The organism is Arcanobacterium haemolyticum DSM 20595 (assembly GCF_000092365.1).
Lineage (GTDB): Bacteria > Actinomycetota > Actinomycetes > Actinomycetales > Actinomycetaceae > Arcanobacterium > Arcanobacterium haemolyticum.
On the sequence record NC_014218.1, the window covers coordinates 592263 to 605544 of the forward strand.

At 52.9% G+C, this 13282-nt stretch carries 13 protein-coding genes and 2 pseudogenes; 10 read left to right on the forward strand and 5 right to left on the reverse strand.

Going from position 1 to position 13282, the window contains the following annotated elements; all coding sequences use genetic code 11:
- Positions 1-47 precede the first annotated feature (47 nt).
- The 3 genes and pseudogenes from ARCH_RS02595 to ARCH_RS10285 all read right to left on the reverse strand — a co-directional run.
- Entirely contained in the window at positions 48-1343 is a 1296-nt protein-coding gene (locus ARCH_RS02595) for an MFS transporter (RefSeq protein ID WP_013169752.1), read from the reverse strand.
- Complete coding sequence (locus tag ARCH_RS10280; RefSeq protein WP_261974471.1) at positions 1343-1927, reverse strand: YcaO-like family protein; 585 nt, start codon at positions 1925-1927, stop codon at positions 1343-1345. Before ARCH_RS10280 ends, ARCH_RS02595 begins: the two co-directional genes overlap by 1 nt.
- Positions 1917-2997 (reverse strand): annotated as a pseudogene (locus tag ARCH_RS10285) (IS110 family transposase); the annotation flags it as partial. The gene ARCH_RS10280 and the pseudogene ARCH_RS10285, both read right to left, overlap by 11 nt.
- Positions 2998-3234: 237 nt before the next feature.
- On the opposite strand from ARCH_RS10285, the pseudogene ARCH_RS02610 reads away from it, so the two are divergent.
- From ARCH_RS02610 to ARCH_RS09600, 4 genes and pseudogenes are all read left to right on the forward strand, one after another.
- A pseudogene (locus ARCH_RS02610) lies at positions 3235-4269 on the forward strand (SNF2-related protein); the annotation flags it as partial.
- The gene (locus tag ARCH_RS10290; protein ID WP_231957961.1) at positions 4260-4475 is read left to right on the forward strand and encodes a hypothetical protein; all 216 of its coding nucleotides are present in this window, start codon (positions 4260-4262) and stop codon (positions 4473-4475) included. The pseudogene ARCH_RS02610 and the gene ARCH_RS10290, both read left to right, overlap by 10 nt.
- Positions 4454-4714: a hypothetical protein gene (locus tag ARCH_RS10295; protein WP_231957960.1), complete on the forward strand. Its 261-nt coding sequence runs from the start codon at positions 4454-4456 to the stop codon at positions 4712-4714. Before ARCH_RS10290 ends, ARCH_RS10295 begins: the two co-directional genes overlap by 22 nt.
- A gap of 139 nt (positions 4715-4853) precedes the next feature.
- Entirely contained in the window at positions 4854-5207 is a 354-nt protein-coding gene (locus ARCH_RS09600) for an HNH endonuclease (protein ID WP_013169753.1), read from the forward strand.
- A gap of 858 nt (positions 5208-6065) precedes the next feature.
- Here the strand turns inward: ARCH_RS09600 and ARCH_RS02625 are convergent.
- Together ARCH_RS02625 and ARCH_RS02630 are read right to left on the reverse strand one after the other, a co-directional pair.
- Positions 6066-6977, reverse strand: a complete 912-nt coding sequence (locus ARCH_RS02625) for a hypothetical protein (protein ID WP_013169755.1) — start codon at positions 6975-6977, stop codon at positions 6066-6068.
- A gap of 340 nt (positions 6978-7317) precedes the next feature.
- A complete protein-coding gene (locus ARCH_RS02630; protein ID WP_041640316.1) occupies positions 7318-7977 on the reverse strand; it encodes a hypothetical protein in 660 nt (219 codons plus the stop codon).
- A gap of 24 nt (positions 7978-8001) precedes the next feature.
- Here ARCH_RS02630 and ARCH_RS02635 point away from each other — a divergent pair, with 24 nt between their 5' ends.
- From ARCH_RS02635 to ARCH_RS02660, 6 genes are all read left to right on the forward strand, one after another.
- Positions 8002-8574, forward strand: a complete 573-nt coding sequence (locus ARCH_RS02635; RefSeq protein ID WP_013169757.1) for a P27 family phage terminase small subunit — start codon at positions 8002-8004, stop codon at positions 8572-8574.
- Between the two features lie 79 nt (positions 8575-8653).
- Positions 8654-9514, forward strand: coding sequence for a methionine adenosyltransferase domain-containing protein (locus ARCH_RS02640; protein ID WP_013169758.1), 861 nt, complete (start codon positions 8654-8656; stop codon positions 9512-9514).
- 177 nt (positions 9515-9691) lie between these two features.
- Positions 9692-9970: an HNH endonuclease gene (locus ARCH_RS10435; protein WP_041640318.1), complete on the forward strand. Its 279-nt coding sequence runs from the start codon at positions 9692-9694 to the stop codon at positions 9968-9970.
- A complete protein-coding gene (locus ARCH_RS02650) occupies positions 9967-11217 on the forward strand; it encodes a site-specific DNA-methyltransferase (protein ID WP_013169760.1) in 1251 nt (416 codons plus the stop codon). The genes ARCH_RS10435 and ARCH_RS02650 overlap by 4 nt, the downstream gene beginning before the upstream one ends.
- Before the next feature lie 103 nt (positions 11218-11320).
- Positions 11321-11608 (forward strand): Nmad4 family putative nucleotide modification protein, encoded by a 288-nt coding sequence (locus ARCH_RS02655; RefSeq protein WP_013169761.1) that lies wholly within the window; start codon positions 11321-11323, stop codon positions 11606-11608.
- A gap of 29 nt (positions 11609-11637) precedes the next feature.
- Positions 11638-13242, forward strand: a complete 1605-nt coding sequence (locus ARCH_RS02660) for a terminase large subunit (protein WP_041640319.1) — start codon at positions 11638-11640, stop codon at positions 13240-13242.
- Positions 13243-13282 lie beyond the last annotated feature (40 nt).

Here is a 13282-nt window from a genome sequence, read left to right on the forward strand (position 1 = left end):
TGGGATACTGTACACTGTGTACGGCCCAATGATTATCGAACCCAATATCATTGTGATTCACATAACACACCTTGTGAAGTCTTTTTCGAAATTCCAATTCGTAGATTTACGATAATTCCGATGAAAATCCACAGGACCCCACCTACCAACAGGCATGGAACCGGATTCGAGGCAAGCTTGAGCCAGTATCCAATCTGGAGACCTAGGATTGTTCCGAGGGCACCGAAAGAGTATGACCAGCTCATAATGCGAACGAACCTAGTTCCTTTAAACTCTGTTTGTCGATAAGTTTCAAGAACAACGAGTCGAGCACGATTAAGCACGGTGATAAGAAAAACCAACGATAGGGCCCAAACTAATTTGCTACCAACGATTGCTTCATAACAAGCGAAGAGTAAAATAAGCAGGCCTGCGAATATGGCCGATGCAAAAAGCACCATTCTTGCGGAACTCATTTTCCTCAGCCAACGCCCCACTAATGGCCCGAGCATCGCTCCAAACCCAAAGACTGCCAGTACTATCGCCATTCCAGAGAAAGCGTTTAGAGTTGAGTTTCTTTCTGCAGATACTCCTGCCACCCACAGCAAAAAGAGCTCGCCAGTCATCGCACTAGCGATTCTAATTAATAGAGACAGGAGAGGCGATGCCGGACCAGAAACAAATAAATCTCTTACGAAGTCTTTCACGGGTAAACGCGAACCTGTCGCTAGATATTCTTCATCATCAATTTCGAGGATCGGCGTAGCCGCAAACTTAGTACGTGCAAAACCTCGTAGTCCTGCACCGCACAAGGACAAAATTATGTTGGTAAGCAGTAGAATCTCAACAGAAACCGAAGCAAAAAAAGACCCTAGAGGACCGCCAACAACAAACCCCAGAAAAGCAAGAGCCGAATACAACGTTGCATTAAAAGCCAGTGCCGCCTTTTCGTCAATCTCAGCGAGTGCAGCCCCGTAAAACTCATCTGCTAAATCGCTCACAGGCGCTACTAGAGCGTCAAGCAGCATATAAAGGAATAAGCAGCCTATGGCGAACTCTGGTTTGATAACCGTCAAGCATAATGCCAGTGCGCTCATTCCTGCTTCAGTGAGGTCCACAGTGATAAGCGCTTTATCGGGGCTGAATTTCCCAACAATCCGTGCATAAAGTGGAAATGCAAAGACAATAATTTGTTCAATGGTTTTCAAAAGAACTAAGGAAGAGACAGCTATAGTTCCCGAGGCTGTGAAAGCACTGAATCCGGCTTCAACGACATAATTGCCAAATACAGAAGCAATCAAGCCAATAATTATCAGACGACGAGCTTTAAGCAGTTTCCCTTGAGACTGGACAAATGAATTCATTATTTCCTTTTCAGTAAAAAGTCGATACTGGAGGCAGATCGTAATCTCCCGAGAGGCAGAATCGGGCGATTAAAAATCAAATTATTTAATGTCTCTAATCCAGGAACTACTGCCTGAGCCACTATTATTGATCCAATATCAATTGTATCGCTCCAAATCATTCTCCCCAGCGGGACGTATCCATTTTCTCTTAATTGAATAACCGGAGATCCCGTAAACTCGACATTGAGGGGGACTTCAACCGTTTCACCGCCACGTTTTGGAAGTTGAAAATGGCGAGAAGCTAATTTCTTCATATTTGGGTACTCATCGAGCTCACCAGAAGTGGAAGCACCATTGTCCGCCCACGTTGAGCCATGCGTTATTGACGATCGTATTTGTTGTAATTCAGTGATTGCTCTTTCAGAAGCGATTCTCAAGGAATGTGACGCTCCAAACCCTAATTCAGCTTCACCATCTGTTTCGGGTTCGCTCATTGCGCATACGACAAAACCCGCTTGTGAATCTAGTAATAACAAATCACCTTTTTTACCACGCTCTACCGTCAATTCCTCAAACAATGAAAGTAACGTGCTTCCCCGCAAGGCGTTTCTTATCGTAGTACCGACGGGAGACGGGATCTGCCCGTAAGGATGCGAAAGCAGAGAGGAAGCCCGTTTGAGGCGTTTGTTGCCGGTGTGGGAGACCGTCTCGGACTTGATTGAAGCCCCTGATTGTCGTGTTCGAGGTGTTAGTCCAGCGTAGGAGGCGAGGTGGGCAGCAGATTCAAAGTCTTTGCCCGCCATTTCGGCAATGAGCACAGCTGCGGTCCTCACCCCAACTCCGGGCATGGAGGTGAGGACCAGAAAAAGAGGGTGCTCGGTCACCAGATCTTCAATCTGGCTCTCGATATCTGACCGCTGCTTGTAGAGCTCGTGAAGCGTAGTAGCTAGGTGAGGGATAACCACTGCGGCTGCGCTGGTGCCGGTAACAGTCACTGTCTGTGTGGCTAGCGCCTCAATGATTTCATTAGCCCAGACCTGCCAGCGCCTAGCTCCGTTTTTCTTGAGCTTAGCACCAATACGTGCTCTACCAGCTTTGGTTAACGCACGTGGAACAGGCCATGTTTGGGCCACGGCCAAAATGGCTGGATGGTCCGTGGCCCAATCACGCGTTCAAGTCCGGGATGGATTTGTGTATACAACCCGCGAACACGATTACGGGTCTGGGTGATTTGCCGAGCTAGATCGTCATCAAAGCCTGTGAGCATTCCCAGTTCAGCTTCGTCTTCGTCCAAAGCACGAAGAGTCCGACGTGTATGCGGCATCGTTCGTGCAGCTTGAGCAATGATGAACGCATCTCGTTGATCCGTTTTTGCATTGCCCGGGTAGAGATCAGCAATCCGCCTCATTGCCAATCCTGGCAAATACGCCACGGCAACATTCATTGCTTGGGCAACCGCAACAGCCAAAGCACCGATGGTTGCTGGCTGGTCCACTACCGCCAGCACTCGGCCTTGCGCGGTGAGCTCAGTGTAAATTTGTCGGAGTTTGATCTCGTCGTTCGGTAGTGAGTGGGAGTAGATCAGCTCGCCTGCCATATTGACAGCAGTTGCCCAGTGATCGGTCTTTCCCACATCGATACCAAGCCACATATCGAAATCTTCCGGTGACATTGTGCGCCTCGCCTTCGAGGTAGAAACAGGTGGTTTCATGTTGGCGTGTAGGCAAACGCATCCGTCTTACACCCACGTTACGACAGGTCTTTAACGACCACGCCCCTGATGAGCAATCACGAAAGCGTCTGTCCAGCCCCGGTGGCACCCCCGGATCATTAAATAGACAGGGGAAAATAATCATGCCGGAGCCATCCAGCCAACAAGCCCATCATCCCAGGAATCAGGACTCCTCAACAAAGTAACGGGAGCTGGCCGTTCGACATGGTTATCATCGACGAACTCTCCTCTTTCAAGAACCATCGTGCGAAGAGGTTCACGGCATTGGTGAAAATGCGGCCGCACGTTAAGCGCTGGGTTGGGCTGACCGGAACGCCCGCGTCGAATGGGCTCATGGATGTATGGGCGCAATTCCGTCTCATCGACGGCGGCAAGCGTTTGGGCAGGTTCATCACTCGTTATCGCGATCGTTGGTTCGTACCCGACAAAAGGAACGGGATGCAGGTGTTCAGCTACAAGCCCCGTGTGGGTGCTGAGGATGAGATCTATGCGGCGATTGGTGACATGACGTTGTCGATGAGAACCACCGACCACCTGCAGCTACCGGAATTGACGGTGACGACAATGCCTGTGGTGCTGGAGCCGAAAGAACGACGCATGTATGAGCAGTTGAAATCTGATCTTGTCCTCGACCTCGGTGAGGCGACAATCGACGCTGCGAATGCTGCTGCATTGTCGGGCAAGTTGCTGCAGTTGGCATCGGGCGCGATCTACACGGGCGATGGTCAGTGGACGGCGGTTCATGAGCGGAAGCTCGACGCTCTCGAAGACCTCGTCGAGGCAGCCAACGGCAATCCACTGCTCGTGGCCTATTGGTTCACTCACGACCGCGAACGCATCGTCTCCCGCTTCCCGCAGGCTCGCGAGCTGAAGACCTCGGCCGATATCGAGGCATGGAACCAGGGCGAGATAACCCTCGGACTGATTCACCCCGCGTCGGCTGGCCACGGGCTGAACTTGCAGGCGAGCGGGCATCTGCTGGTGTGGTTCTCACTGACCTGGAGTCTGGAGCTCTATCAACAGACGAACGCACGGCTTTATCGGCAAGGCCAGTTAGAGCCGGTCACCATCACGCACCTGATCTCTGAAGGAACGCTCGATGAAGCTGTCCTGAAAGCTCTTGATGCGAAAGACGCTACGCAGGCTGCGTTGATTGACGCGGTCGTATACGAAATCCGCACAACCACTGAAAGGACAAGCTCATGCATGTGATGACGAAATACCTCGCCACAAGGAAAGCTGCGATCGCCGCTCTGCAGGATTATGCGGTGATGGAACAGATTATCGAGAGTACCGACGAGCAGATCAAGGCGGCTTATGCTGATGCAGCGAGCCCAGCATCCCCACGTATGGCACACCACCATCAGGCGACCTGCACGCTTCGGAGAATCGGATCGTGGCGAGCATTGAGCGAATAGATGCGTACAAGGCTCGCTACCTACAGGCTCGCCAGTACATGGACTGGTTCTTGCCTGCGTGGGAGGTCATCGCTGAAGACGACCGCTTCATCCTCGAAGGCTTCTTCCTCAGCGAGGGGAGGCAAGATGAGAAGGTGTCGATGATAGCCGATCATTTCTACGTCGAGCGTGACACGGTCTATCGGCGCAAGAACCGGGCCCTCGACAGGTTCGCCACCGCCTTGTATGGACAGCTCTAGCGTTAGCGGGTATCCGAAACATGCGATAGAAAACCGCATATCGGTGTGAGAACATGTAAGTGGTTGAAAACTAGGAGAAGCCCCAAGAACCCACACGGGAACTTGGGGCTTCACCATGCTAGGGAAAGGAGCCAGTGCGATGCCAATCAAACCCGCCTCCCCGTGCTCCCACCCCGCCTGCCCTGAGCTCACCCACGAACGCTACTGCGAGGCCCACACCAAGGCAGAGGACGCTCGGTATCGGAAGTATCAGCGTGATCCGAAGATCAACCGCCGCTACGGCTCACGGTGGCGTAAGATCCGCTCTGCCTACGTCGCCCAGCACCCGCTCTGCGAAGACTGCCTCGAAGCCGGTCGCTACACACCCGTGCAGGAAGTCCACCACGTTCTCCCGCTCGAACACGGCGGCACCCACGACTTTGATAACCTTCGCTCGCTGTGTAAGCCCTGCCACTCGAGACAGACATCCTTGGACGATGACCGATGGAGGTGAACACCCAGGGTCTACACCTACTGACGAGCCCACACGTTGCCCGCTGCCGCGTCGATCATCTGGAACCTCTCAAAACCATCTTGATGATGTTCGTTGGACACGGGGCAACGTCGAAAGCGTGGTGAGGGGTTGGGGCTCCCGATCTCTACAAGTGTTGGGAAGGTCAGCGGGCGGGGCCAACCGCGTGCAAAGTTCCTGAATCAAACAGGGTATTAACCTACCTGCGGTTTTACTTGTTGCGAAGCCTTGGTTGTCTCTCAGTAGCGACACAAAGGCTTAAGCGGTTTTATTAGGCCCCCAGCATTCACGTCTTTTCTAATTATTGAAGAGGTGTGGGTGTTGGGTTTTTTATATCAATAAATCGAGTGAGGAGTTTTCTCATGGATCAGATGGTGCTAAAAACCCAGCAGTGGCTAAATACCACATATAAAACAAAAACAGGGTTCGGTTCTAGAGAATGGTCGAACCGGATGGGACACGCTCACGCTTCAAGAATCGTTGGCCGAACGGAATCAGCAAAACCGATTCGAGCAGTAACGTGCATGGCATTATCCAAGGAGCCTTGTGGTTACTTACACTCTCATTTTGATACAAACCTGGTTTGGGGGCAACTTTGTTCGGTGGGGGGGGTGTTTTCCTCGTTGGTAGGCACAAAAGTTTGGGCGTTATCTCATTGCGAAATAACGCCCAAACTAGGGTGAGCAGATGGCTTTTGCTACTATTGCGCGAACTCAACCGATAGTTCAACAAGAGAACCCAGTTTACCGTCGGCAATATATCAATAGCTATCTGACTAGCGCTCCATTCGTGCTTATCGTTGCAGTTAATTCCTCTTCGGTTTTATTAGAAGCGATGAATCTACTCCCACGCTCGATATACACAACTGGAGATGCTGCCACCGGTCCAACCCGTGGCGGCACTAAGACAATAAATGCATCCGGCACCAGCGGTCAAAGCGCAGGCCCAACCACATGCAACTGAGATAACTGCCAGTACTGCCCAATTAATCCCAATACTGTTCAAACACTGGTTCAGCTTTCCCCAGTTCATGCCTAGCGGCTCAATTCCTCCCTTGCTTCCGGTATCGAGATTCACAACCGTTTTATTTGCCGATAGCTTGCCATCGTTCCACAGACGAACCTGAACCTTGTTGTCAGACAGCATTTCACCATAGACTTCCTGCGTCACAAGTTTACCGTTCTCCCATATAAACAAAATCTTGTTTGCGAGGGACAGCTCTGACTCAAGTGGTACAGCTACGATCTTCTTCGAATCAAGAGTATAAGCTTGCGCAGCAGACCACATAGGGGTTGCGCCACTCTTTGGCGAATACTTCAATTCTTTGGCAGAGAGGACTTGTTCTTCTAAATCCACGCCCTTAAGTTCAACCAGCGACTTGTTAGTGTTCGCAATAGCGTTCAAGTCTGGTTCCTTATAGGTGATTGTTTCTGACCTAATAGAAGAATAATTATCCGACCCTGCAGCTTGAGCAGCGTAAGTCTGTGTTGCCACTAAAGCAATAGCAGTCAAACATGTAACCACGCCAATCCCAACAGTAAGCAAAGGCTTGTTTTCAGTCTTACTCTTCATGCCTAAAGAAATAGCCACAACAAGTGACAGTACTCCAACAAGCCGGAAGGTTAAGCTGAAAGTATCCCCCGGAACTGCAAATGCTAGAGCTTGAAATCCAATCGACACAAACAACAATGCGACGATAAGCCGTTTTGAGTTGCCGTGTTCCGCTGACACACTATTTGACGATCCACTCATTGTCCATTCCTTTCGTTTGGCCGATATCGAGATTGAGTGTCGGAAAGAGGGGTAGCCGAGACCCTCTAAGGCTGGACTACCTTAGCTACACTACTTTAGCTTATGTGACGTGGGACATATTGTCAATGTATTCCAGGTTACAATAAAAGTAATCCTCGCCCACCAGATAATCTGAAAAAGGCTTTCTGGAATCTAATCGATAGTTGGGCTGGAACCACAGTTCCAGTTTTGGGAGGTCCGCTCACTATGGCTGCTCATGCTGATCGTTTGCCTGATCAAAGCGAAGCGAATCGTCTTGCATACATCTATGCAACGTGTCTAAGTAAAGGCTAAAGCACATTCACTCGTCGCAGGTGAAGCGCGCTGGGATATCTGTGTCAGGGTCTATTCCGATACTCGAATAAGTGTGGAGTGTCCCGTATCCTGATTCCCAGCGCACTTCCCAAGCGGTGTCATGTATTTTTCCTGAGCCTTTGGCCGACCACGAATACGGCGTTTTGACGCCAAGATGAAAATTGTTCGACATGGTATAGAATCGCCCAAATCTGTGATGCATCGAGCTATTTCCCCACGAATAGATAACTCGACAATTGGTATCGTCTTGCTTAGAAGGAACTATGCCGTAACTGTCCATGTTAATGACAGTCCCTGCAAAAGCTGCTGTGCCTGTTAGGAACGCAACCATGAGAATTGCTTTTACCCGTCTCTTTTTAATGTCACTATTTGTTTGCTTCAGCGTAGTGATAAGCAAGATTAAAGCTAAAACTGACACAACTAGGTAAATAGCGGCAGGAAGTAGCAGAATATTGACAGGTTTTCCTATTAGCAGGATAGGAGCACCCCGCACCACACCACCTTTTGAATAATAAACCTGCGCTACAAACATGAGAAGACCCAGCAGGGAGGCAAGCAGAAAACACAGCCGTACAGCGTTGCGATTGGAATACGTACGATTTGTCCGCATACTTACCAAAATCTCTCGAACCATTTTCAAAATCATATTTTAACAGTAAGGCTTACTTCAGTGGCGAAAGATGGAACCAATCGCGGTGGGCGCCGCGTCAGAGCAGGAGCGAAACCAGAGCCGCTGAACGAGAAGCTCGCCGCAGGCCGCCCAACCACGCGGCTTGATGATCCGCTGAACGAGCCGTTTGACTTCATTGGTGCAGATGTTGGTGATGGTGCGGTGCTCGCTGGCGAGACCATGCCCGAACCCTCGGACTACCTCTCTGACATCCAGCGTGACGGCAAACCCCTGGGCGCTGACCTCGTCTACCGGGAAACATGGCAATGGCTCGACGCTCGTGGGTGTTCGCAGTTCGTCACACCGCGCTTGATCGAATCCTATGCGCAGGCGTTCGCACGCTATGTGCAATGCGAGCAAGCGATCTCCAAGTTCGGCCTGCTCGGCAAACACCCAACCACAGGGGCTGCGATCGCGTATCCTTTCGTTGCGATGTCCCAGTCTTTCGAGAAGCAAGCGAACGTGTATTGGTATGAGATTTTTGAGATTGTGCGGGCTAACTGCACTAGTGACTATTCGGGGGCGGCTCCAGGTGATGAGGTGATGGAGCGCCTGCTGCAAGCCCGCTCCTAACACCCCTTTGATTTTCGTGTGCCTGCCCGAGATGGGTGGGCACTTTTCTATGTCCCGATTCCTTGGAAAGTGAGTATGTATGTCTGTTACGAAGACTGCTGAGGCCGTGTGTATCGGCCATCCCGATAAGCTCTGCGACCTAATCGCCGACACCATTCTCGACGACATTCTCTACGAGGACCCAGCCGCACGCGTTGCAGTAGAAGTGATGGCATCTGGCCACAGGGTTATTGTGACTGGTGAGATTACTTCGAAGGTTCGTCCGCGTATTCGTGAGTCGGTGCGCTACGACGCTGCTGGTAGTCCCGTGGCGGTTGAGACCGTGGTGGTATCGATCCAACACGACGCGGCGAAGGATCTGGATGAGCTTGCGGCGGAGGTGAAAACCCTCATCGTTGCACCCGCGCGTAAGCCGTATCTGCCGATCAGTGCCAACACCGAGATTCTCATCAACCCCTCTGACATGTTTACGGTTGGCGGCCCGAAAGCTGACACGGGGCTAACGGGACGGAAGCTCATGGTTGACACCTACGGTGGGCTCGGCCCGCGCGGCGGTGGCGCGTTCTCGGGTAAAGACCCGTCCAAGGTCGACCGGACGGGCGCGTACCTGGCGCGCCTGATCGCCCGCACGATCGTCGACGCCCGCCTCGCCACCGAATGCCAGATGGCGATCAGTTATGCGATTGGGAAGGCTGATCCAGTCGCGTTCCAAATCGACACGCTCGGCACAGGCGAATACTCCGACCAGATCCTCACCAAGGCCGCAGCCGAGGTGTTTCCGCTACGCCCCGGTGGAATCATCGATGCTTTGAACCTTCGCAAGCCTGGTTTTACAAGGTACTCAACCTACGGACACTTCGGCCACACAGGTCTGCATTGGGAAAACTCGTTCGCTCACGTTGACGCGCTAAAGAAAGCGATTACAAGACATGAAGGTTGAATACGAATGCGCCACATGCGGTGTGCGGGGAACGCGTAGGTATGCCCGAAATCGGGTGCCTTCTCAATTCTTTTGTTCAGTGCCTTGTCAAAATGAATGGCAAAAGAGCCGCAAAGACCTCATTGAAAAGAACAAAGATCCTGAGTTTAGAAAGAAAGTCTCGGCAGGCCTCAGGCGATGCGCACGTATGGTCCCTATGACTATCACTGGCAGCAACTCTCTCAAAAGCTTCGCAAACGCGGGATCTGCAGACGGTGTGGAAGCAGGCGCAATCTCATTGTGCACCACATCATCCCAACCAAATGTGGAGGCGAGCGCTGGGGCAATAATCTCGCAGTTCTTTGCCGCTCGTGCCACCCGAAGGTTGAAGCAGAAACGAAACGTGTCTACGAACTTATTGGCGATTGGGGCATCAGCCAACTTCTTATTCAAGAAAGGCTCCACCTATGTCCATGATAATCAAGCAGCTACCGATAGCTGATCTTCGGCCTGCCGCATATAACCCGCGTAAGGAACTCAAGCCTGGCGATGCTGAGTTTGAAAAGCTCAAGCGCTCCCTGAGCGAGTTCGGCTACGTCGAGCTAGTGGTGGTTAACGCGGCGAACGACAACACCGTCATCTCTGGTCATCAGCGACTGTCCGTTCTCAAACACGTGGGACAAGAAACCGTGGACTGCGTCGTCGTCGAGCTTGACGAAATGCGCGAAAAGGCGCTGAACGTTGCGATGAACAAGATCAGCGGCGAGTGGGACGAGTCCAAACTCGCCCTGCTGATTGCTGATCTGGACGCGAGTGATTTCGACGCTGAACTGACCGGTTTCGACGACGCCGAAATCCAGCAGTTGATCGGCTCATTGGATGAGGGTGAGGTGGCCAATGATGATTTCGACCTCACCGTCGCACTCGAAGCGGCCGCTTTCGTTGAGCGCGGGGATATCTGGGCAGTCGGCCGCCACCGACTGGTGTGCGGCGACGCCACCTCACAAACCGACGTTGAGGCTTTGATGGATGGGAAGCGCGCGAACCTTGTGCTCACGGACCCGCCATACAATGTCGCCTTCGAATCAGGCTCGGGCTTGTCCATCAAGAACGACAAAATGGATCGCGAGAAGTTCTACAACTTCCTGCTATCGGCGTTTACGAACATGGCGGCGGTGTGTGAGAAAGGCGCGAGCGCCTACGTCTTCCACGCTGACACTGAAGGCTTGAACTTCCGCCGCGCTTTTCAAGATGCTGGTTTCTACCTGTCGGGATGTTGCATCTGGGTCAAGGATTCCCTTGTCCTCGGACGCTCTCCCTACCAATGGCAACACGAACCCGTGCTCTACGGCTGGGTCAAGACCGGTAAGCATCGCTGGTATGCGGATCGCAAGCAGACCACGATCTGGAACTTCGCCAAGCCCCGCCGCAACGCTGACCACCCAACCAGCAAGCCACTGGACTTGTTGGCGTATCCGCTTCAGAACTCCACCCAGGCCAACGCGATCGTGCTCGACACCTTCGCAGGCTCAGGTTCGACATTGATGGCGTGCGAGACAACCGACCGCATCTGTCATGCGATGGAGCTTGACGAAAAATACGCGAGCGTTATTCTGCGCCGCTACGCCGAACACACCGGGGACGCAGCAGGAATTACCTGCCTACGCGACGGTAAACAGCTCGCGTATCTGGATGTGGTGAAGGATGTTGAACGGCAGGGATGATCATCTCTCTTTGTCGTTGATATTCAGGGCGAAAATGACTGGATAAGCACCCGCACCTATGGCTGTATGTACATGACCGAACAAGAAATAAAGGAGCGAGGTCATGAACAACGACAAGGTCACGATGGAGCTGCTGCAGATGGCGACCGACAGCTACGGCACGGTGATCGCCTACGGAGACTTCGTGCTCGCCTCGGTCTATCGCCACCTGGGCAAAGGCCGGATCGGAAACGACGCCCGCGTCTACAAGCTCGCCGAGCAGCCCATCGGCGGCTGGGGACCGGACGCCCGCAGTTTCATTGAATGCGAACTTACCCTGGTCGCCGAGGCTGACGAACTGTTCGAAGACGCCGGCCACGCCATCGCCTGGGCGCTTGCCCACACTAACTAGCCAGCACAGGAAGGAGCCTGAAGGGTGTGATGCGCACTCTCGACACCTACACACCGACTCGGTTCATGGCTGATGGTTCACGCTATGACAAGCGTAAAGCCGACTTCGCGGTCGCCTTCATTCAAGCTTTGAAGCATACGAAGGGCCGCTGGTCAGGACAGCCCTTCCAGCTCATCGACTGGCAAGAGCAAATCATCCGTGACTTGTTCGGCACCGTCAAAGAAGACGGCTACCGCCAATTCACCACCGCCTATGTCGAGATACCCAAGAAGATGGGCAAAAGTGAGCTCGCCGCTGCGGTCGCGCTGCTGCTGACGTGTGGCGATGGCGAGGAACGCGCCGAAGTGTATGGGTGCGCGGCAGACCGCCAGCAAGCATCCATTGTGTTCGAGGTGGCGGCGGACATGGTGCGCATGAGCCCCGCCCTGTCCAAGCGTGTCAAGATTCTTGCCTCGCAAAAGCGGATTATTTACAAGCCCACCAACTCCTTCTACCAAGTCCTCTCAGTGGAGGCATACAGCAAGCATGGGTTCAACATCTCCGGTGTCGTCTTTGACGAGCTGCATACCCAACCCAACAGGGCATTGTTCGACGTGATGACCAAAGGCAGCGGTGATGCCCGCACCCAACCCCTGTACTTCCTTATCACCACCGCAGGAACCGACACGCACAGTATTTGTTATGAGCAGCATGAGAAAGCCGAAGACATCCTCGCAGGCAAAAAGATTGACCCGACGTTCTATCCAGTGATTTACGGTGCTGGCCGTGAGGATGACTGGACTGACGAGGCCGTGTGGCATAAGGCAAATCCGAGTCTCGGGGTGACTATCCCTGTCGAGAAGGTGCAGGTCGCCTGCAACTCGGCGAAGCAAAACCCTGCCGAAGAAAACACCTTCCGACAACTACGCCTCAACCAATGGGTCAAACAAAGCGTGCGGTGGATGCCCATGCACGTCTGGAACGCTAACAACGCACCTGTTGACCTGTCCGACCTTGAGGGCCGCGTGTGTTACGGCGGGCTGGATCTTGCGTCAACGACGGATATCACGGCGTTCGTGCTCGTCTTCCCACCGCAAACCGGCGACGAGCCCTATGTGATTGCACCGTGGTTCTGGATACCCGAAGACAACCTCAAACTGCGCGTTAACCGTGACCACGTGCCCTACGACCTGTGGGAGCAGCAAGGGTTTCTGCAAACCACGGAAGGCAACGTCGTCCACTACGGCGCGATCGAAGCCTTCATTGAACAGCTAGGCGAACGCTTCGATATCAGGGAGATTTCTTTCGACCGGTGGGGTGCTGTGCAAATGAGCCAAAACCTCGAAGCGCTCGGTTTCACCGTCGTTCCGTTCGGGCAGGGGTTTAAGGATATGAGCCCACCGTCGAAGGAGCTGATGAAGCTCGCACTCGAAGGTCACCTGGCTCATGGCGGGCATCCAGTCCTGTCATGGATGGTCGACAACATTCACGTGCGAACTGACCCGGCAGGCAATATCAAACCCGACAAACAAAAGAGCACCGAGAAGATCGACGGCGTGGTGGCCACCATTATGGCGCTCGACCGCGCCATCCGAAACGGCAGTGACCACCACGCCGGTTCCGTCTACGACGAGCGCGGACTATTGCTTATCTGAATTTGGTTATACAGGCACGCACGTGAGATCGTTGCCATTA